Here is a 19128-nt window from a genome sequence, read left to right on the forward strand (position 1 = left end):
ATAACCCCAACCTTCTCCGCTTCTGATGTGCGGAGACGGTTGGGGTTCTTTGTGTTTCGATGGCCGGCTGTCAGCGTTGGGGCTGGCTACAGCTTCTGAGCCACCAGGTCATCCAGTGGTTCGGCGGACAGTAGGTACGGGGCGATCTCGAAGACGGTACGGGCACCAGTCTCGCCAGTCTGCTTCAGGCGGTAGGCAGCGCGACCGTAGGCAACCTGGACGGCTGCGGTGAAGTCGGGGTTGCGCTCCAGTTCGAGACCGAACTCGATGACGTGGCCGGAGGTACCGGCCTGGCCACGGGTAATGACCTGGCCGCCGTGCGGCATGCCCTGGTGGTCGCGGTCGAACTCCTCTTCAGAGATGAAGTCCACGATGGTCTCGTATGGGGCAAAGTAATCCGGCATGGTCACGATGGTTTCGCGGATCTGCTCCTTGAGCTTGGCGTCCTCCTCGGCGTTGCCGGTCTCTTCAGCGACGACGAAGCAGTGGCGCAGGTGGCACTCGTTACCCTTCAGGTCTGCGCCCTCGCCCTTCTTCACGGCCTCGATAGCTTCCGGGTTCGGCTTGGTGTACTGGACGCCCTTCTTCACTCCCGGCACACGACGCACGGCATCGGAGTGGCCCTGCGACAGGCCTGGTCCCCAGAAGGTCATCTGGTCTGCTCCCGGCAGGATGGCAGCGCCCAGGACGCGGTTCAGGGAGAACAGGCCCGGGTCCCAACCGGTCGAAATCATGGCGATGTTGTCACCCTCACGAGCGGAGGCGTCCATGGCTGCGCGGTGCTTCGGAATCTCGTGGTGGTTGTCGTAGGTGTCGACCGTCGTAAAGTTCTTTGCCAGCTCAGGGGCCTGCTCCGGGACATCGGTGGCCGAGCCGAGGCACACGAACAGCACGTCTACCTCGTCCTTGTACTTTTCGACATCCGCAGCCGGGAGCACGCGGGCCTCAGTGTCCAGCGAATCGCGACGGGAGAAAACACCGACGAGTTCCATATCCGGCTGGTCGGCAATGACCTTTTCGACGCTGCGGCCCAAGTTGCCGTAGCCGATGATGGCGGAACGAATCATGAGGGAGAACCCTTTCTGTGTGGCTGCACTTCTGTGTTTAAGTTTCTAGATTTCAAGCTACAGACTATTCCTTCATATCTCAGCGGGCGTTGGCCACCCCGAAGAGCGCGGTGGTTTACGTGGATGGTGCAGTAGATGGAGTGATTTGGAATGGCGGGGGTTGTGGTTCTGTGTGAACGGCTTGGCGAAGGACCGGCGGTGTCGACTGTGCGAACAGCTGAGCCGTCTGACCTGGGGATTTGGTAGATAAAGGGGCTACCTGTAACGTTTTCTAGCGGTGACGTGTCCGAGCGGCCGAAGGTGAAGCACTCGAAATGCTTTGTGCGGTAACCCCGTACCGAGGGTTCAAATCCCTCCGTCACCGCCAATAAAACCCCCGGTGGTTCCTTTAAGTAGGAGCCTCGGGGGTTTTGCATTTAATCGGCCCTGATTGCCTGGGTGTGGTGGAGGTGTGGGAGGTGTCCGTCGTAAAGCGGTGAATGGTGAGGCACCCGACCTGGAGTGCCTAAATCACAAAAATAACATCAGTAACACACACCCCATTGTTCACGTTTATCCGGGAAGTCCGCTACTCTTAGCAAAAGTATTTCCGGTTTTTATGTCGTGCCCGCCCCCAATGACCGCGTCAGCGCCAGAGTTGATGTTGGCCAATCCGGGGTGGTCGCTAGCATCGGAGTAGCGAAGAGGCTTCAAACTGCAGGTGAAGTCCGAGGGAGTGCTTGGGTAGCGCGAACTTGGGGAAGCTGCAGTTGGGGGCGGTCCAGGCGAATATTAGACGTAAGGGAAACTTGACATGGCAAAGGCCTTGTTCAAACTCGGCAGGTTCTCCTACCTGCATAAATGGACTGTGATCATCGCGTGGTTCCTGATTTTGGCGGGGCTGGGCGGTGCAGTTGCCGCATTCCAGAAGGGGTTCATCGACCAGTTCTCGATCCCCGGCATGCCGTCGGCAACGGCTTCGCACGTGATTGAGGAAAAGTTCCCCGATGTTCCGAACCCAATTCGAGAGCAGCGTATCTATGTCGCCTTCGAGGCCCCGGAGGGGCAGAGGCTCGATGACCCACAGAATAAAGAAGCTGTTGACCAGGTCATTAACGGCATCCGCGACAATGTCGGCCAAATCTCCGATGATTTGCAACTTCACAACCCGGTAGACCTCAATCCGAAGATGCAGGCGATGGTCAAGGAACAGGGCATGGCCGCCGGCCTGCCCAAGGATGTTGCCGAGGCCGATGCCAATGCCCTGCGTACCGTGTCCGATGACGGTCGCTACGGTATTTCCACCTTCGTTTTCGACGCCAAGATGCCGCAGGACATCGAACCGGAGAATATGCAGGCGCTTCTCGACGCAATGCAGGCCGGTCGTGACGCCGGTATCAAGGTCGAGGCCTCTGGCCCGGGCATGCAGCCCGCGATTGAGGTAGCTCCGACCTCGGAGATTATCGGTGTGACCGTGGCATTTATCGTGCTGGTTGTCACCTTCGGATCTCTGGTGGCTTCGTTCCTGCCTATTGTGACGGCGGTAGTGGGCATCATCATCGGTGTCTTCGGTGTGACATTGATGACCGCATTCACTGACGTCAACTCGATTACCCCGGTGCTTGCCGTCATGTTCGGCCTGGCTGTCGGTATTGACTACGCACTGTTCATCCTCTCTCGCTACAGGGCAGAAAGAGCCCGAGGGATGACCAACGAAGATGCCATCGGCATGGCTACCGGTACGGCTGGCTCCGCTGTGGTTTTCGCAGGCCTCACTGTGATTGTCGCGTTGGCAGCGCTGACGGTGGCCAAGGTGCCGTTCATGTCCCTGATGGGTATTTCGGCGGCAATCACGGTGGCCTTCACAGTGCTGGTCTCTCTGACCCTGCTGCCGGCAGTTATGTCTCTGCTGGGCGACAAGGTCTTCGCTGGCCGCGTGCCCGGTGTTGCTGGCAACCCCTCGCGTAACCCGCGCAAGGAACGTCGCTCTTCCTTCTTCGGTGAGATGACGATGGGGCGACGTTGGGTCACTTTCGTGCACAAGGCCCCAGGGTTGTTCCTGGTCGGCTGTATCGTCTTGCTGTTGGCATTGGCCTACCCGGCCATGCACTTGAAGCTGGCGCTGCCGTCCGACTCTACTGCGGCTAAGGACAGCACGAACCGCAAGGCCATCACCATGATTGAAGAGGGCTTCGGTGCGGGACGTAACTCTCAGCTCATCATTATTGCCAAGTCGGACGATGTGAAGCCCGATGCACCGGTGCTCAAACCACTTATCGAGTCCCTGAAACAGACCAACCCGGAACTCTCTGACATCGAGGCCGCCCGTAAGGCTTCCTATAGCTACGCTGTCGACCAGTTCAAATCCAATGTCGGTGTCGAGCATATCCAGATGATTGGCATGAATCATGACGGCACTGCGGTCAAGATGATTATGACCCCGAAGTCGGGTCCGCTCGATCCTGCGACCAAGCAGCTGATGAACGCGGTGCGCGATCAGCAGAAGCAGATTGAGCAAACCACCGGCCTATTCACCGGTGTCACTGGCCTGGTTCCTATCGAAATTGACATCACCGACCGTCTCCAGGGCGCAATGCCGCTCTACTTGGGCGTTGTCGTGGGGCTGGCAGTGATTCTGCTACTGATGATTTTCCGCTCCCTGATGGTGCCGGTGACTGCCGGTGTGGGCTTCTTGCTCTCTGTCGCAGCCGCATTCGGTGTCACGGTGGCATTTTTCCAGGATGGCCTCTGGGGTGTGATTAGCACTCCGGGTCCGCTGGTCAGCTTTGTGCCAATCTTCCTCATTGGTGTGACGTTCGGTTTGGCCATGGACTATCAGGTCTTCCTGGTTTCCCGCATGCGCGAGCATTACACCCACAACAAGGGTGAATCCTCGCCAGAATCGAAGTACAACGCGGTCGAAGAATCGGTCGTTGAAGGCTTTACTCTTGGCGCTCGTGTGGTCACGGCCGCTGCGATTATTATGATCTCCGTCTTCGCGGCGTTCGCCGGGCAACCCCTGGCGATCATCAAGGTATTCGGTTTCGCGCTGGGTGCCGCAGTGCTTTTCGACGCCTTCGTTATCCGCATGACCTTCATCCCGGCAGCCATGTTCCTGCTTGGCCGCGCTACTTGGTACATGCCGAAGTGGCTGGACAAGGTGTTGCCTTCTGTGGATGTCGAAGGCTCTGCCCTGGAAGAGGTTTCCGAGGAACTGGTGGAGAAGGGCCGCCGCGAGCGTATGGCTCGCGGTGAGTCCCTGTTGCCCGAAAGCGAAGGCGCTGGGCGTGGCTTTGGCGGGGCTGACGCTGACGAGGACGAAGCAGACAGTGCCGATGGTGAAGTCGGTGCTGGTGCAGAGGGCGCGGCGGGCGCAGCTGGTGGTACTGCTGTGGCTGTCGCGACCAAGAAGCGTAACCGCTGGATTCCGAAGCGGAAGAAGGCAAAGCTGAAGGAGCTCGAACCCGCTGACCAGGCTGAGCAGGCCGAACGCTCTGAGCAGGCCGAACTGTCCGCCCCTACGGCGCCTTTTGATCCGGAGCAGCCGGCACAGCCAGAGCAGCCGGAGCAGCCGGAGCCGACCGAACAGCTCATGCAGCCCGAACCAGCTGAACCAACCGACGCCCAGCCGAACCCGGAAAATGCCAAGGACGTCGAGGTCCGCCCGTACTACAGCCCGGCTCGTAAGCGGAAGAAGATTACGGTTGCGGAACTGATGAAGCGCGAAGGACTCGAAGAGGAAGCGCCACGTCGTAGCCGCGCCGTGTGGGACCCGGAAAACGCTGCCCAACCCGAGGAAAACGACAGCGCTGAGTAACTCGCGAATAGCACCCAGGTAACCTCAAGGCATTAGCACTGGACCACAACCAAGGAGCTTCATGTCGCAGTCGAGGACGACGGGCTTTGACGTCGTAAAGCAAATCGAAGGCGCGCGCGGACGTGCTGGCACTATCCACACCCCGCATGGCGATATTGCTACGCCGGCGTTCATTCCGGTCGGCACGAAGGCGACCGTGAAGACGCTCACGCCCGAGCAGGTGCGATCCACCGGCGCGCAGGCGATGCTGTCGAATGCGTACCACCTGTACCTGCAGCCCGGCGAGGAAATCGTCGACCAGGCCGGCGGGTTGGCAAAGTTCTCCAACTGGAACGGCCCGACATTCACCGACTCCGGCGGATTCCAGGTGCTCAGCCTCGGCGCGGGCTTTAAAAAGACCCTTGCGATGGACGTCACCGGCATGCAGAAAGATGACATCGTCGCCGAGGGCAAAGAGCGCAACGCGTTCGTCGACGAGGACGGCGTGACTTTCCGCTCGCACATCGATGGCTCCGAGCACCGCTTCACGCCGGAGGTGTCCATGCGTATTCAGCACGCGCTGGGCGCCGACATCATGATGGCGTTCGACGAGCTCACCACGCTGATGAACACCCGCGGCTACCAGGAGGCATCCGTCGAGCGCACGCACCGCTGGGCGCGCCGTTGCCTGGAGGCTCACAACGAGCTGACAGTTTCGCGCGGTCAGGTCGACGGGCACGTCCATTCGCTTGACGACGGCCAGTTGCCCATCCAGCAGTTATTCGGCGTCGTGCAGGGTGCGCAGTACGAAGACCTGCGCCGCAAGGCCGCTCGTGGGCTAGTCGAGCTCTCCCGCGAGTTCGAGGACGCGGGCCAGCTCGGTTTCCACGGCTATGGCATTGGTGGGGCGATTGAGAAGCAGAATCTGGGCTTGATCTGCGGTTGGGTTAATGACGAGCTTCCCGACGACCGAGCCCGCCACCTACTGGGAATCTCCGAGCCGGACGATATTTTCGCCGCTGTCGAGGCCGGTGCCGACACCTTTGACTGCGTCGCTCCGACTAGGCTTGCCCGCCGTGGTGGTGTGTACACGCTCGATGGCCGGATGACCTTGACGAATGCCCGCTTCAAGAACGACTTCCGCCCCGTGGATGCGGAGGTGCCCTCCTACACTTCGCTGAATTATTCCCGGGCCTACCTGCATCATCTGTTGAAGGCCAAGGAGTACCTGGCTGGCACGCTGTGCACGATTCACAACCTGTTTTTCATGGTGCAGCTGGTGGAGAACATTCGCGCTGCGATCCTGGAGGACCGGTTCTTCGAGTATCGCGATGAGTTTATGGGCCGCTACTACGCCAACGGTGGCCGTGCGGTGGGGAATTAGGGCTCGGCTGGGGGCTGGGGTGTGCTGGGGAGTGCTTGGGTCGGTTGGGCTGTGGCTGGGCTGGGGCTAGGCTTCTGCCTTTTCGCACTTCACGACAGCCATGTCACCTCGTGCCATCTGTGGAGGTGGCATGAGGTGACACCAGTGGCGTGAAGTGGCAGGGAACACCCGAATCAGTCCAGTGGCGTGAAGTGGCGGCTGGGCGGGCCCGGGGGAAGCCCAAAACTAGACCTAGCTCTACTGCGCGAGGCAGTCTCAACCGGCATCATGGAGGACATGATCACGGTTGAACGACTCAGCAAGAAGTACGGTTCGAAATTAGCCGTCGATGACCTGTCCTTCACCGTTCCCGACGGTGTAGTGACAGGTTTTCTCGGCCCAAATGGCTCCGGCAAGTCCACCACCATGCGCTGCATGCTGGGCCTCGATACCCCGACCACGGGCCAGGCCTTGTTCACCGGGACGGATTCCCAGGGCAACACCTACAGCAACCAGCCCTTTTCCACGCTGAAGAATAAGCCCAGCATCGCCGGTGCAATTCTGGATGCCGGTTGGCACAACAAGGCTCGTTCGGGCCGCGCTCATCTGCGGGCCCTCGCCCGCGGCGCCGGCATCCCCGACACCCGCGTGGAAGAGTGCCTTGAGCAGGTCGGCATGACCGAGGCGGCGAAGGACAAGGTCGGCGGCTACTCGCTGGGCATGAAGCAGCGTCTGGGAGTGGCAGCGGCTCTGCTCGGCAAGCCGCAGCATCTGATTTTGGATGAGCCGGTCAACGGCCTGGACCCCGAAGGCGTCTCGTGGATGCGCCACACCATCAAGGCGCTGGCCGCACAGGGCTGCGCTGTCCTCGTGTCGTCGCACCTCCTTTCCGAGATGCAGCTCACCGCCGACCGCATCGTCGTCATCGGCCGCGGTCGCATGATCGGCGAGTACAGCATGGATGAATTCCTTTCCGACGGCACGGTCATCGAAGTTGAAGTCGATGACCCCGCTCGGCTGCTGCAGGCGTTAGGGCCGGTCGCGCGTGGGGTTGACGTCGATAAGCAATTGCGCATTCCGCTTTACGACGGCATCAGCGAGCAGCAACTCCGCCGCGACATTGCGGCTGCTGCCTTGCGTGAGGGGCTATTGGTGACGCGGTTGCACACGAAGCGCGACAACCTGGAGGAAAAGTTCCTGGCTGCGACCCAGGAATCGCAGGAATACCGCGCGCAGGCGATTGGGCAGTAGGGGAGTGACTGAGATGAGTTTTGGAAACGCTTTGCGGTCGGAGTGGACGAAGCTAGCCAGCCTGCGTGGCACGTGGGTGTATGTGGTGTTGTTGGTGGGCTCGATAGCTGGGCCGATGGCGGCTTTCAGCATGGCGGCGGACGCTGGTGCAACCGCTGATTGGGAATTGCTGCTGTTGGGGACCGTGATCTTCAACATGATCGTGATTGCCTTTGGTGGCTCCACCCTGGCGGGTGAGTACAACGATCAGATGAATGCGCATGCGTTCTTGACGCAGGACCGAAGGAGCCTGTGGCTTTCGGCACGGATGACGCTGACCCTTGTGCTGATTGCTGTCTGTTGGGTCATTGGTGTGGCGCTTGCTTGGCTATCGGTGACGGTTTCCCCGCGCGTGGAGTTCAAGGGCGGCGACGCTGCCACGGACATGCTCGCCGGAGTGCTTGGCTTTGTAGTGTTTGGACTAATCGCGATGTCGCTGGGAGTGCTGACGCGCTCGCGCGTGGCCGCTGTCGCTATTCCGCTGGTGTGGATTCTGGTGGTGGAAAGCATGCTGGAGTTCGCGGCGCTGGCGTATGCGATTTTCCGGCCACTGTGGCTGGTCACGCCGGGTGCACGCATTCAGCAGTTGTCGACGCAATTGGGCGGTCTGATGGCAAATCCGGAGAATCCACGCATCGGGTTTGAGGCCGGCATGACGCAGCCGATGTGGTTCAACATCGTGGTGCTGGTGGCCTGGATTGTTGTGGCTGTTGGCGTTGCTCATTGGGCCAATGCCAAACGGGATGTGAAGTAAAAGCAAAAAGTGCCGCGACTACTCGCTTCTCAGGCGAGGTCGCGGCACTTTTTTCGTCGTTAAGCGGGAACGCGCGTGTCGTAGTAGCCTTCGCGGCGCTTGACCCACGCGATGACGGCGTAGGTGACTGGCATGACTACAATCTCGACGGCGGTCTTCCAGATGAAGCCGACGATGACGTAGTTGACGAAGGTACCCCAGGTATCGATGCCGATAGCGGTGGCGGCGATGGAGCAGAAGATGAGCGTATCGACGAACTCGCCAACCACAGTCGAGCCCATCAGTCGCGCCCAGAGAGCCTTTTCACCAGTGCGCTTCTTAATGGCGTTGAGCGACCAGGCGTTGAGCAGCTGACCGACGACATAACCGGCCAGACCTGCGAGAACAAGCTGCGGGACGGTGCCCAGCACAGTGGCGAAGGCTTCCTGATTCTCGTACCACGGTGCCGCCGGGAGCTTGATGGCGGCAAAGAAGCAGAGCATTGCGCCGGCGAGGATGGCGAAACCGGTCCACACGGTGCGGCGGGTGGCTTTGTAGCCATAGCACTCGGAAAGCACGTCGCCGATGACGTAGCTCAAGGGGAAGAGGAAGAAGGCACCGTCGGTGGCCAGGCCGAAGATTTCCACGCCCTTGGTGGCGGTGATGTTGGAGACAATCAGCACGCCAATGAAAATGGCCGTGAACATCGGGTACAGCGATTTCGGTACCGGGATGTGGCGTGGTGTGGTTGCTGCGGATTCGGACTTAGTTGCATTCTCGGGCGCGTGCGAGGTGCTCACAGCGGCAGCCTCGGCGTTGCCCGGCCCAGACTTGGGCAGGTTTTCGTTATTTGTCACGGGAGGGAATGTTACCTGCCGCTTAGGGCTCCAAGCGAGCGCCGATGAAGTCTTCGAGGCCGACTCTGCCTCTCATCCTCTAACTCCTGTGGGTTTGAGTCCGCAGGAGTTAGAGGATGAGCGGGTTTAATTATTTGTTTTCTTAGCTCCACGCTTACTGCGCATTCCGTTAACAATAAATGTAAAACAGCTTACAATCAGGCTGGCAAGAGCGATTAAGCAGTAGAGCAGCGCGCGATCTGTCTTTGCCGTAATAGCTGCTGTACTCATAACGGCAGTCTGGTTAGCTAGTTTGCTCAATGTGTACATCCCATTTGCGATGCCCAGGAGACAGAGGAGGCTCACGACTAGTCCGATAATGGAAATCGATGCTAGCCAATTTACGCGCAAACGTGATGACATTGTTCTCCTCTAAAAGATCCGCTTACAAAAAGTCACGCATACATTAACCCTTGATTTTATTGAGAGGTCATGAATGCCTTTCGAGTAATAGATGAATTTCCTCCAAGATGATTTGAATTATTCAACCGGAGATCTTTCCCCAAGATTTCAACTATCATCTTGGGGTCTCGCTAACATATTCCTGTGACCAGTTCCCAACGGTTGACTAATTCCACTTTACCCACCGGCCGCTACGCCCCTTCGCCGACCGGTCGGCTGCACCTGGGAAACCTGCGCACCGCGGTTCTCGCCTGGGCGCACGCCCGCGCGCAGGGCGGTCGCTTCATCGTGCGTATCGAAGATATCGACCGCCAGCGCTCCCGCCCCGAGTATGAGGCGCAGCAGCTCGCCGATCTCGAGGCCATCGGCATAGACTGGGATGGCGCCCCGGTCCGCCAGTCAGAACGCTCTGACCTGTATGAATCCGCGCTCGCCGACCTCACGCAACGCGGCCTGACTTATCCCTGCTTCTGCACGCGCCGTGAAATCCTCGCCGCCTCCTCCGCGCCGCATGGCGTGCCAGGGCAGTATCCCGGCACGTGCCGTTCGCTTGACGACGAGCACCTCTCCGCGAAAAAGGCCGAATTTGCGGCGGCGGGGAGAAGGCCGTCGATACGCCTGAAATCGCAGGTGAGTGAGGGGGCCGCGACCGATGAGCTGTATGGCGAGATTGCCGCTCCGATCGATGACTTTGTCCTCCAGCGTGCCGATGGCATGTGGGCCTACAACCTGGCGGTCGTCGTCGATGATGCCGAGCAGGGTGTCACCGAGGTTGTGCGTGGCGATGACCTGATGTCCTCGGCCCCGCGGCAGGCGTACTTAGCCGGATTGCTCGGTCACACCGCACCTTCGTTCGTGCACGTTCCGCTGGTGGTGAACTCTGAAGGGCGGCGACTGTCCAAGCGCGATGGCGACGTGACTCTCGGCGAGGTGTCCGTGGAGGCGGCGCAGCGGTGGATTTTGGATTCGCTGAGTGGCGGTAACGGTAGTGATGGTGGCGGGGGCGTAGAGCTCGACTCCATCGCTGACCTCCCGGAAGCCCTGCGTGCGGGTCTGGAAATTCCTCGCGAACAGGTGATTTTCTAGGGGCCGCTTCGTTACCCTCGGGACATGCCTACTCTTCTAGTCGTCCACCATTCCCCGACCCCGCTCCTGCAGGAGGTCTTAAGTCACGCGCTCGAGGGCGCCAACGATCCCGCGCTAGAGGGCGTGGATGTCAAGGTTGTCGAGGCTCTCGACGCCACCATCGATGACCTGACCAGCGCTGACGCTATCCTGCTCGGCACCTCCGCCAACTTTGGATACATCTCCGGCGCGCTCAAGCACTTCTTCGACACCACCTTCCGGGAGGCGCAGGAAGTTACCAAGGGGCTGCCATTTTCCTACTGGATCCGCGGCGGCTTCGACACCACCGGGGCGGAAAACGCCATGAAAACCATCACGACCGGCTACAAGTGGGAGCTTGCGGCCGAGCCCGTCGTGTTTGTCGGTTCGCTTGACGACGACATCTCCGACCGCCTGGTAAATCTCGGTGGCACCATGGCTGCCCAAATTTTGGGCTGATTGAAGATTTAGTGTCGAGGCCGTGAAATAATGGCCGGGTGAATGATTCAGGGGCACAAGGGTCGCAAGTGACGTCGTCAAGCGAGAAAAACCGCAAGCCCATGATGAGTCTGCTGGGGCCTGCTTTTGTGGCAGCGATTGCCTACGTGGACCCCGGAAATGTGGCTGCGAACCTGTCCGCGGGCGCGAGCTACGGGTATCTGCTGCTGTGGGTGTTGGTGGTGTCCAACCTCATGGCGATGGTTGTGCAGTACCTGTCGGCGAAGTACGGCCTGGTGACGGGGCGGTCGCTGACCGAAGGTGTCGCCGACCGCTTCGGTTCGAACCGGCCGGGGCGGCTGGCGTACTGGGTGCAGGCCGAGATTGTGGCGGCAGCGACGGATGTGGCGGAAATTATTGGTGGCGCCACGGCGCTGTACCTGCTCTTTGGGACGCCGATGCTGCTTGGCGGTGTCATTGTTGGCGTGGTCTCGCTGGGGCTGTTGTTGCTTCAGGGTGGGCGTTCGCAACGCACTTTTGAGGGCGTGATTGTGGCGTTCCTGCTGGTCATTACGGTGGGGTTCCTGGCCGGGCTGTTTGTCACGGGCCTGAGTCTCGGGGAGATGGCCAGCGGAATTCTGCCGCGCTTCCAAGGCGCGCACACCGTGGTGCTGGCGGCATCCATGCTGGGTGCGACCGTGATGCCGCATGCGGTCTACCTGCACTCCGGGCTGGTGCGCGACCGCGAGTACAAGGTGGAAGATGACTCCTCGCTGCGCCAGCACCTGCGGGCCACGCGTATCGATGTCTTCGGTGCGCTCGTGCTGGCCGGGTCGGTGAATATCGGCATGCTGTGTCTTGCGGCCGAAGCGCTCCCGGGGGTGGAGGGGACTGACTCTATCGAAGGCGCCCACGCCGCTGTGACCAGCGCACTTGGTCCCGTGGTGGGCATACTTTTCGGCGTTGGGCTGTTGGCCTCCGGGCTGGCGTCGTCCTCTGTCGGTTGCTACGCCGGTGACCTGATTATGCGCGACCTGCTGAAGGTGCACGTGCCGTTGCTGGTGCGCCGAATAGTCACCATCATTCCGGCGCTGCTCATTATCGCCAGCGGCGTGGAGCCGACGTGGGCGCTGGTGCTCAGTCAGGTGGTGCTGTCGATTGGCATCCCGTTTGCGCTGGTCCCGCTGGTGCGCATGACCTCCTCGCGTGCCGAGATGGGCATCTGGGCCAACACCCCACTACTGCGCCGGGTCGCGTGGGTTATCTGCGGGCTCATCATCGCGCTCAACGTGGCGCTGGTGGTCCTGGTGCTGACGGGGAAGGGGTAGTCAGCGGGCGAGGTGGAAGGCGGTAGCTTCCGGGGGTGGCGGGGTGGGGGGGGCTTCGTCGTAAAGCGTGCAGGAGATGGTAGACAAAGCTGTCTAGTTGGTGTTAGGGTGGGCGGCACGATCACAAGATATCGACGAGAAATGGCCTTTGACAGCGTCGATAGGCAACCGCCCGATTCGCGGACCCGGTGCCCCAAAGGAAGATCAGCCCCACAGACCGCCTGCGGGGAAGAGCGAATAGGAGCGCCAAATGCACACCACAATAAGCGACGTCCACATCATCCACCTCAGCCGTCACACCGCTGACCTTCTCGTCGACGGCCGACCCGTCGCCATCCGGCTGCAAGAAGCCGACATCGACCCCCACTCCCGGAATCTCGTCCAACTACCCGTCGACCCCGCCTTCTACGCCACCCTCCGCGGCCAGCAACGCGCCGACTACCTCAGCGCCCACGTCCGCGACGGCGTACGCTACGGCCGCATACTCTGGCACGAGCTTGACGACGGTCGCCACTTCCTCACCATCCCCACCATTGGCGGCTACCATGTGCACCAGGTCTTTGAGGTCCGCCGCAGCCGCGAAGGAGTGTGGAGTCGGCACTGAGCTGGTTGCGTGCGCGTGCCTGGCGTGATGAGCGCGGCGCGGATGCGCGCGGGAACCTCTCCGCCTAGCCTTGGGCTATGCAGGTACGAGACTCCGCAACACCCCCGTTCTGGCCCACCGAAGGCGAAGGCGACTTCTACGCCGACGCCACCGCGGCCGTCGACCGGCTCACCGAAATCCACCGGGCAGGGATGGCCTACCTAGTCGAGCAGTACACCGCCGCCACCGAAGGAAATTCCGGGAGTGGGCCGGTGCGCGCCTACTACCCCGAACTACGCTTCACCGTCCCGGCCGGCAGCGCCGTCGAGGATGTCGACCCCTCCCTGTCACACGGCTTCGTCGACCGTCCGGGAGTGTATGCCACCACCATCACCCGCCCGGTGATGTTCCGCACCTACCTCATCGAGCAAATTACCGACCTGCTCGCCAACCACGGCGGCGAAGTCGAGGTGCGCGTCTCCGACCAGCCCATCCCACTCCGGATGTGCCGCGGATTCGACGCGGCCGCCGAGGAAGCGGCGGGGAGGGAAGGGGCGTCGGCAAGCATGCTGGCGGCAGTGGAGAAGACGTTTACCCCCATCGACTCCGCCAGCATCGACGACACCATCGCCGACGGCGAAGCCGACTACCTGGGTCTGCTCATCAAGCCTTTGAGCCTCTTTACCGCCCAGCGCATCGACCTCGCCCTCCAGCGCCTCGAGCACTACACCGGGTCGCACGCCGCAAACATCCAGCGCTTCGTGCTATTTACCAACTACCAGCTGCACACGGACGTGTTCCTCGAATACGCCGCCACCCTCACTCCCGGAAATCCGCACGGGTACACGGCGCTGGCGTGCCCGGGTGGGAAGCGCTACGACATCGGCGCCATCCCCACTCCCGGAATTTGCCGCCAGCACGCGCACGCCTCGCAGATGCCGGCGTACCACTTGCTTCGCGACGACCAATGCGGCATCACCATCATCGACATCGGCGTCGGCCCCTCCAATGCCAAAACCATCACCGACTGCCTCGCCGTCACGCGCCCGCACTGCTGGATGATGGTCGGGCACTGCGCCGGCCTCGACGGTCGCATGCGCATCGGCGACATGATTCTCGCCAACGGCTACGACCGCGCCGACGGAGTCCTCGACAACTACGTGCCCCTGGAAAAACCCATCCCGCCAATTGCGGAAATCCAGCTCGCCGTCACCAACGCGCTCGCCCGCGTCTCCGGACTTACCGGCGATGAGCTGAAAAAGCGCCTGCGCACCGGCACCGTGCTGTCGACCTCCGACCGCAACTGGGAGTGGCGCTCCCAGGCCGACCTCTACCGAGAGCTGCAGAAATCCACCGCCATCGGCGTCGAAATGGAATCCGCCACCATCGCTGCCAACGGCTACCGCTTCCGGGTGCCCTACGGCGCGCTGCTCAGCGTCTCCGACATGCCGCTGCACGACAAACCCAAACTCCCGAAATCCGCCCGCGAGTTCTACCAGTCCTCCAAGGAAGAGCACCTCATGGCCGCCGTGCGCGCGTGCGAGGACATGGCCGCGGCTCCCGACACCCTCCACTCCCGGAAGTTACGTCGGCCGGTGGGAGAGGTCGCGTTCCGGTAGGGCACTTTCGGGAGTGCGTCGTCAAGCCCGTTTGTGCAGATTGTGCATGCTTTACGACGGCTGTGGACAACGCCAAAAAGCGATTGAAGCCGCCCACTCCCGGAAACTAGCCTTAGCCCCATGACGACATTGGGACTGCTCAGCGCGCTGGCGACACGGGGGATTGACGTGCTCGCCGACCTGCGCGCCGCACTCCCGGAAAAATCCACCGGGCACCGGGAGTTGGCAGCCAGCATCGGCTTCGACCCCTTCCGCCTCAAGCGCCTGCTGCGCTGTGCCGAGCGGCTGTTCGGCACGGTCGAGGGCGATATGGATGTCGAATCCCGCGACAAAGCCGTCGCGATCGCCCGGGAGCTGAAGCTGTCGCTGGACACGGTCATGCAGATCGACAAGCGCTCCGGGCAACTCAACAACGTCGAAATCCGGGAGTACTACCGCCTGGACTTCACCCGCGCCGCCGCAGCATACGACTTCGAGGGCCTCGACACCTACATGCGCACCAAGGTCAAGGAGCTCAACCGCACCGACGAGCCGCCGCAGCACCTGCGCGCCCACGTCTCCCGGAATCCGGACATCCGCGGGATGAAGCATCTGCAGGTCACTGGTCCGGCGAACATGATTGACGACCTGGTCGCGCCGCTGACCGTGCGCGCAGCTGAAATCGCCAAAGCGCACGAGGATTACACCCGGGATCGGTGTGTCGGTCAGGCGCTGGCAGAACGCCTGGCACACGGGTCGGAGGGGCCGCTTGACGACGTCGACAAGCTCCGTTACCAGCCCGCGCTCATTGTAACCGCGCAAGACATCGTGGAGTACAGTCCGCGGTTTGCGGCGACCTCCAACGGCTCCGTCCTCACTCCCGGACAATTCGTCGAGGCATTGCTCGCGGACACCGGCTGGGTGCTGGTCTACGACGAGCACAACACGCCGACCGACCTACTCCCGATACACAACCCGCGCCTGGCGACGGAGGAACAGCGCATCGCGATGATCCTCGACAACCCCATCTGCGCGTGGCCCGGGTGCCCGCGCCCCGCCCACGCCGGGCAGGCCCATCACCTGGTCGCCAGGAAAAACGGCGGCGCCACGACTATGGAAAACATGGTCATGACCTGCAAAGAACATAACGCCGCCAACGATGACGACAGGCAAGGCCTCAACGGGCACCTCGAGCGTGACGACGGCTCCGGCGCGGTCTACCGCCACCCGCCGTCTCCGCACGCGCCGCCCGAATTCAACCTTGCCTTCCCGACAGCTCTCGCGGGGCGGGCCTACTCGGGCTACCGTCAGCGCGAATAGCTTTACAGATATACCCATAGGGGGTATATATTGGGGTATGGCTAATCAAACTTTTACTGTTACTGGCATGACATGCGGACACTGCGAGGCATCGGTGCGGGAGGAAGTCTCTGAACTCCCGGGAATCACTGATGTCCAGGTTGACCGCTCCCGGAATTTCCTTTCCGTGACCTCGGATGCAGACATTGACACCGCTGCCGTAATCGCAGCAGTGGATGAAGCTGGCTACAAGGCGGTCGCAAACTAAACCCCCAAAGAGGAAAGCGGATGTCTGAGCAGCAACTTCTCACCCTTGATATCCCCGTCGGCGGGATGACGTGTGCGTCGTGCGCAAACCGTATCCAACGCAAGCTGAACAAACTTGATGGCGTTAACGCGAGCGTGAACTATGCGACCGAGAAGGCGCATGTGGAGGCGCCGGCGGACATCAACCCGCAGCAACTGATCGACACAATCGTGGCAGCGGGGTACACCGCTGAGCTTCCGCAGGAGGAGCCCGAACAGGAACCGGGTGCTGCTCCCGAAGGGAAAGACCGGGAGCTGGAAGACCTGCGCAACCGAGTCATCGGCGCTGTCATCCTCACTGCTCCCGTCATCGCAATGTCGATGATTCCTGCCCTCCAGTTCACTAATTGGCAGTGGCTGTGTCTCACGCTCTCGGCGCCGGTCTTTGTGTGGGCCGGCTGGCCGTTCCACCGCGCGACACTGAAGAATCTGCGTCATGGCGAGGTCACCATGGACACGCTGATCACTATGGGGACGACCGCTTCGTTCCTCTGGAGTGTGTGGGCGTTGTTCTTCGGGCGTGCCGGGCTGCCGGGGCTCAAGCACGAGTTCCACTTCACGGTCACTCCTGGTGATGCCGATATGAACATCTACCTCGAGGCGATGGCCGGCATCATCATGTTTGTGCTGATTGGTCGTTACTTCGAGAAGCGCTCCAAGCGCAACGCCGGTCAGGCACTCCGGGAGTTGATGAAGCTTGGCGCCAAGGATGTCTCCGTTCTCGAAAGTTCGGGAGTGGAGAAGCGGCTGCCCGTGGAACAGCTCCGTCCGGGAGTGGTGTTCGTCGTTAGGCCTGGTGAGAAGATCGCGACGGACGGCGTTGTCGTGGAGGGCGCGTCGGCGGTGGATGCGTCGATGCTGACCGGCGAACCGATGCCTGTCGAGGTCGGCCCTGGCGATGAGGTGACGGGGGCGACGATCAATACGTCTGGGCGGCTGCTCGTGCGGGCGACGCGCGTGGGCTCGGAGACGCAGTTGGCGCAGATGGCGGCGATGGTCGAGGCGGCGCAGACGGGTAAGGCGCCGGTGCAGCGGCTGGCGGATCGGGTTTCGGGAGTGTTCGTGCCCGCCGTCATCGCGATCGCCGCGGTCACGCTGGGCGCGTGGTTGCTTACGGGGCACGGCGCGAGTGAGGCGGTCACGGCTGCGGTCGCCGTGCTCATCATCGCGTGCCCGTGTGCGCTTGGCTTAGCGACGCCCACAGCGCTCCTGGTCGGCACGAGTGAAGGTGCCAAGGCTGGTGTGCTGCTGCGTGGCCCGGAGGTGCTGGAGTCGGCGCGGAAGGTCGACACGGTTGTGCTGGATAAGACCGGCACGGTGACTACGGGTGTGATGGAGTTGACGGAGGTCCCTCCCACTCCCGAAAATCTGCTGCCGCTTGCCGCTTCGGTGGAGGCGGCGTCGCACCACCCGATTGCGCAGGCTATTGTGCGTGCGGCGGATCCGGATTCTCTACTCCCGGTTTCGGATTTCCGGGATATTCCGGGAGTGGGGGTTGAAGGCACCGTGGATGGCCACCGCATCGAGGTCGGCCGCTCCGGGGAAAATTCCGGGAGTGGGGGGACGGTGGTTGCGGTGCGCCGCGACGGCGAGCTCCTGGGCACGTTGGAGGTGTCGGATTCGGTGAAGCCGACGTCGGCGGCTGCGGTCGCGAAATTCCGGGAGTGGGGGGTGCGGCCGATTCTGCTGACCGGCGACGCCGCCGGCCCGGCGTTTCGGGTCGCAGATGAGGTCGGTATTGCTCGCGAGGATGTGATTTCGGGAGTGATGCCGGAGGATAAGGTCGCGACGATTGAGAAGTTGCAGGCTGGCGGCGCGTGTGTGGCGATGGTCGGCGATGGCATCAATGATGCTGCGGCTCTTGCGCAGGCGGATTTGGGCATGGCGATGGGCACGGGCACCGATGTGGCGATGGAGGCTGCGGATATCACGCTGGTGCGTGGTGATCTGTTGGCGGCTGCGGATGCGCTGCGGTTGTCACGCCGGACGCTCCGCACGATTCGTTCGAATCTTTTTTGGGCGTTTTTCTACAACGTTTTGGCAATTCCTGTCGCCGCGCTGGGGTTGTTGAATCCGATGTTGGCTGGCGCTGCGATGGCGTTTTCGTCGGTTTTTGTGGTCGGCAACAGTCTGCGTCTGCGCGGTTTTTCTCCGAGTCAACCAGCTATTCAAAAAGGAGTAACTCATGAGTGAGTCTTGTTGTTCGTCGCAATCGCATTCGCTTGACGACGATTCTTGCTGCCATGACACCACTGATCCCGGTTATCTCGTGGAGAAGCGGCGTTATGAATCCCGTATCCGTCGCATTGAGGGGCAGGTTCGTGGCATTGGTCGGATGATTGAGAACGAAGAGTACTGTATCGATGTTTTGACCCAGATTTCGGCGGTGAATTCGGCGTTGAAGTCGTTGGCGTTAACTCTTCTGGATGCTCACCTCCATCACTGTGTGGTGCATGCGGCTGAGGGCGGCCCGGAGGAGTTGGACGCCAAGCTGGAGGAGGCCTCGGCGGCGATTGCTCGGCTGGCTAAGTAACTCCCGGAAAAATTCCGGGAGTGGGGGCGAAACAGCAGTCGGCAGCCGGCAGCCGGCAACCGGCAACCGGAGTTGGTTGCTGTTGGTGGCACCGGTTGCGCGGAAGTGTCGCTTAAATGCCTCGTTTTCCCAGGTAGGGGGCGCGTTTTGGGAAAATGAGGTTTGTTGGGTAGTCTTTAACGACGTTGGAGGATTCGACTAGCGGCCTATGTCACACGCCTGGAACGCGTGCGGGAGTCACATCCCTCGTGGGTTCAAATCCCACATCCTCCGCAGAGTGAAAACCCCCGGTTTACGCCGGGGGTTTTCTTGTATTTATGCAGGTGAGTGGATTTGCGGGTTAAGTAAAGAAAAGTGTGTCTTTTCCGGGCGTGTTGCGGTTATTTGATCCAGCCTTTTTGGATGCCGAGGTT

Annotated in this window: 16 protein-coding genes, 2 tRNA genes and 1 riboswitch; of the genes, 15 read left to right on the forward strand and 3 right to left on the reverse strand. The window is 61.3% G+C overall.

Going from position 1 to position 19128, the window contains the following annotated elements; all coding sequences use genetic code 11:
• Nucleotides 1–86: 86 nt before the first annotated feature.
• On the reverse strand, nt 87–1067 hold the full coding sequence (locus QP977_RS10665) for a diaminopimelate dehydrogenase (RefSeq protein ID WP_070607642.1): 981 nt from the start codon (nt 1065–1067) through the stop codon (nt 87–89).
• Between the two features lie 276 nt (nt 1068–1343).
• Between QP977_RS10665 and QP977_RS10670 the strand changes: the two genes are divergently transcribed.
• The 5 genes from QP977_RS10670 (at nt 1344) to QP977_RS10690 (ending at nt 8249) form a co-directional block, all read left to right on the forward strand.
• Nucleotides 1344–1434: transfer RNA gene (locus QP977_RS10670), tRNA-Ser, on the forward strand.
• Between the two features lie 426 nt (nt 1435–1860).
• Nucleotides 1861–4863: an MMPL family transporter gene (locus tag QP977_RS10675; protein WP_070827248.1), complete on the forward strand. Its 3003-nt coding sequence runs from the start codon at nt 1861–1863 to the stop codon at nt 4861–4863.
• A 61-nt stretch (nt 4864–4924) separates the two neighbouring features.
• Nucleotides 4925–6226, forward strand: a complete 1302-nt coding sequence (gene tgt, locus QP977_RS10680) for a tRNA guanosine(34) transglycosylase Tgt (protein WP_239272254.1) — start codon at nt 4925–4927, stop codon at nt 6224–6226.
• A gap of 276 nt (nt 6227–6502) precedes the next feature.
• Nucleotides 6503–7456 (forward strand): ABC transporter ATP-binding protein, encoded by a 954-nt coding sequence (locus QP977_RS10685; RefSeq protein WP_049190213.1) that lies wholly within the window; start codon nt 6503–6505, stop codon nt 7454–7456.
• A 13-nt stretch (nt 7457–7469) separates the two neighbouring features.
• Nucleotides 7470–8249, forward strand: a complete 780-nt coding sequence (locus tag QP977_RS10690; RefSeq protein WP_070566566.1) for an ABC transporter permease — start codon at nt 7470–7472, stop codon at nt 8247–8249.
• A 59-nt stretch (nt 8250–8308) separates the two neighbouring features.
• Here the strand turns inward: QP977_RS10690 and QP977_RS10695 are convergent, their stop codons facing one another.
• Both QP977_RS10695 and QP977_RS10700 read right to left on the reverse strand, forming a co-directional pair.
• On the reverse strand, nt 8309–9085 hold the full coding sequence (locus QP977_RS10695; RefSeq protein WP_502870951.1) for a queuosine precursor transporter: 777 nt from the start codon (nt 9083–9085) through the stop codon (nt 8309–8311).
• A 126-nt stretch (nt 9086–9211) separates the two neighbouring features.
• Nucleotides 9212–9355 (reverse strand): hypothetical protein, encoded by a 144-nt coding sequence (locus tag QP977_RS10700; protein ID WP_224783815.1) that lies wholly within the window; start codon nt 9353–9355, stop codon nt 9212–9214.
• A gap of 315 nt (nt 9356–9670) precedes the next feature.
• Between QP977_RS10700 and gluQRS the strand changes: the two genes are divergently transcribed.
• The 10 genes from gluQRS to QP977_RS10750 all read left to right on the forward strand — a co-directional run bounded on the left by gluQRS (nt 9671) and on the right by QP977_RS10750 (nt 18988).
• On the forward strand, nt 9671–10612 hold the full coding sequence (gluQRS, locus tag QP977_RS10705; RefSeq protein WP_284847296.1) for a tRNA glutamyl-Q(34) synthetase GluQRS: 942 nt from the start codon (nt 9671–9673) through the stop codon (nt 10610–10612).
• A gap of 24 nt (nt 10613–10636) precedes the next feature.
• Nucleotides 10637–11089: a flavodoxin family protein gene (locus QP977_RS10710; RefSeq protein ID WP_016421860.1), complete on the forward strand. Its 453-nt coding sequence runs from the start codon at nt 10637–10639 to the stop codon at nt 11087–11089.
• A 68-nt stretch (nt 11090–11157) separates the two neighbouring features.
• Nucleotides 11158–12396: an Nramp family divalent metal transporter gene (locus QP977_RS10715; protein WP_284847298.1), complete on the forward strand. Its 1239-nt coding sequence runs from the start codon at nt 11158–11160 to the stop codon at nt 12394–12396.
• 119 nt (nt 12397–12515) lie between these two features.
• Nucleotides 12516–12636: riboswitch (SAM riboswitch) on the forward strand.
• 10 nt (nt 12637–12646) lie between these two features.
• Nucleotides 12647–13000 (forward strand): hypothetical protein, encoded by a 354-nt coding sequence (locus QP977_RS10720; protein WP_016421862.1) that lies wholly within the window; start codon nt 12647–12649, stop codon nt 12998–13000.
• Between the two features lie 77 nt (nt 13001–13077).
• Complete coding sequence (locus tag QP977_RS10725) at nt 13078–14598, forward strand: AMP nucleosidase (RefSeq protein ID WP_284847297.1); 1521 nt, start codon at nt 13078–13080, stop codon at nt 14596–14598.
• A 120-nt stretch (nt 14599–14718) separates the two neighbouring features.
• A complete protein-coding gene (locus QP977_RS10730) occupies nt 14719–15897 on the forward strand; it encodes an HNH endonuclease signature motif containing protein (RefSeq protein WP_049193842.1) in 1179 nt (392 codons plus the stop codon).
• Nucleotides 15898–15934: 37 nt separating this feature from the next.
• Nucleotides 15935–16144, forward strand: a complete 210-nt coding sequence (locus tag QP977_RS10735; RefSeq protein WP_049172422.1) for a heavy-metal-associated domain-containing protein — start codon at nt 15935–15937, stop codon at nt 16142–16144.
• 20 nt (nt 16145–16164) lie between these two features.
• The gene (locus QP977_RS10740) at nt 16165–18375 is read left to right on the forward strand and encodes a heavy metal translocating P-type ATPase (protein WP_049193841.1); all 2211 of its coding nucleotides are present in this window, start codon (nt 16165–16167) and stop codon (nt 18373–18375) included.
• Nucleotides 18368–18715, forward strand: a complete 348-nt coding sequence (locus QP977_RS10745; RefSeq protein WP_065421667.1) for a metal-sensitive transcriptional regulator — start codon at nt 18368–18370, stop codon at nt 18713–18715. Before QP977_RS10740 ends, QP977_RS10745 begins: the two co-directional genes overlap by 8 nt.
• 187 nt (nt 18716–18902) lie before the next feature.
• Nucleotides 18903–18988, forward strand: a tRNA-Ser gene (locus QP977_RS10750).
• Nucleotides 18989–19128 lie beyond the last annotated feature (140 nt).

It is taken from the genome of Corynebacterium sp. MSK012 (genome assembly GCF_030232435.1).
Lineage (GTDB): Bacteria > Actinomycetota > Actinomycetes > Mycobacteriales > Mycobacteriaceae > Corynebacterium > Corynebacterium jeikeium_D.

Bases quoted from the DNA above. Each gene is read 5' to 3' on its own strand.
- QP977_RS10665 (WP_070607642.1), bottom strand. From the start codon at position 1,067: ATGATTCGTTCCGCCATCATCGGCTACGGCAACTTGGGCCGCAGCGTC.
- QP977_RS10675 (WP_070827248.1), top strand. From the start codon at position 1,861: ATGGCAAAGGCCTTGTTCAAACTCGGCAGGTTCTCCTACCTGCATAAA.
- tgt (WP_239272254.1), top strand. From the start codon at position 4,925: ATGTCGCAGTCGAGGACGACGGGCTTTGACGTCGTAAAGCAAATCGAA.
- QP977_RS10685 (WP_049190213.1), top strand. From the start codon at position 6,503: ATGATCACGGTTGAACGACTCAGCAAGAAGTACGGTTCGAAATTAGCC.
- QP977_RS10690 (WP_070566566.1), top strand. From the start codon at position 7,470: ATGAGTTTTGGAAACGCTTTGCGGTCGGAGTGGACGAAGCTAGCCAGC.
- QP977_RS10700 (WP_224783815.1), bottom strand. From the start codon at position 9,355: ATGAGTACAGCAGCTATTACGGCAAAGACAGATCGCGCGCTGCTCTAC.
- QP977_RS10710 (WP_016421860.1), top strand. From the start codon at position 10,637: ATGCCTACTCTTCTAGTCGTCCACCATTCCCCGACCCCGCTCCTGCAG.
- QP977_RS10720 (WP_016421862.1), top strand. From the start codon at position 12,647: ATGCACACCACAATAAGCGACGTCCACATCATCCACCTCAGCCGTCAC.
- QP977_RS10725 (WP_284847297.1), top strand. From the start codon at position 13,078: ATGCAGGTACGAGACTCCGCAACACCCCCGTTCTGGCCCACCGAAGGC.
- QP977_RS10730 (WP_049193842.1), top strand. From the start codon at position 14,719: ATGACGACATTGGGACTGCTCAGCGCGCTGGCGACACGGGGGATTGAC.
- QP977_RS10735 (WP_049172422.1), top strand. From the start codon at position 15,935: ATGGCTAATCAAACTTTTACTGTTACTGGCATGACATGCGGACACTGC.
- QP977_RS10740 (WP_049193841.1), top strand. From the start codon at position 16,165: ATGTCTGAGCAGCAACTTCTCACCCTTGATATCCCCGTCGGCGGGATG.
- QP977_RS10745 (WP_065421667.1), top strand. From the start codon at position 18,368: ATGAGTGAGTCTTGTTGTTCGTCGCAATCGCATTCGCTTGACGACGAT.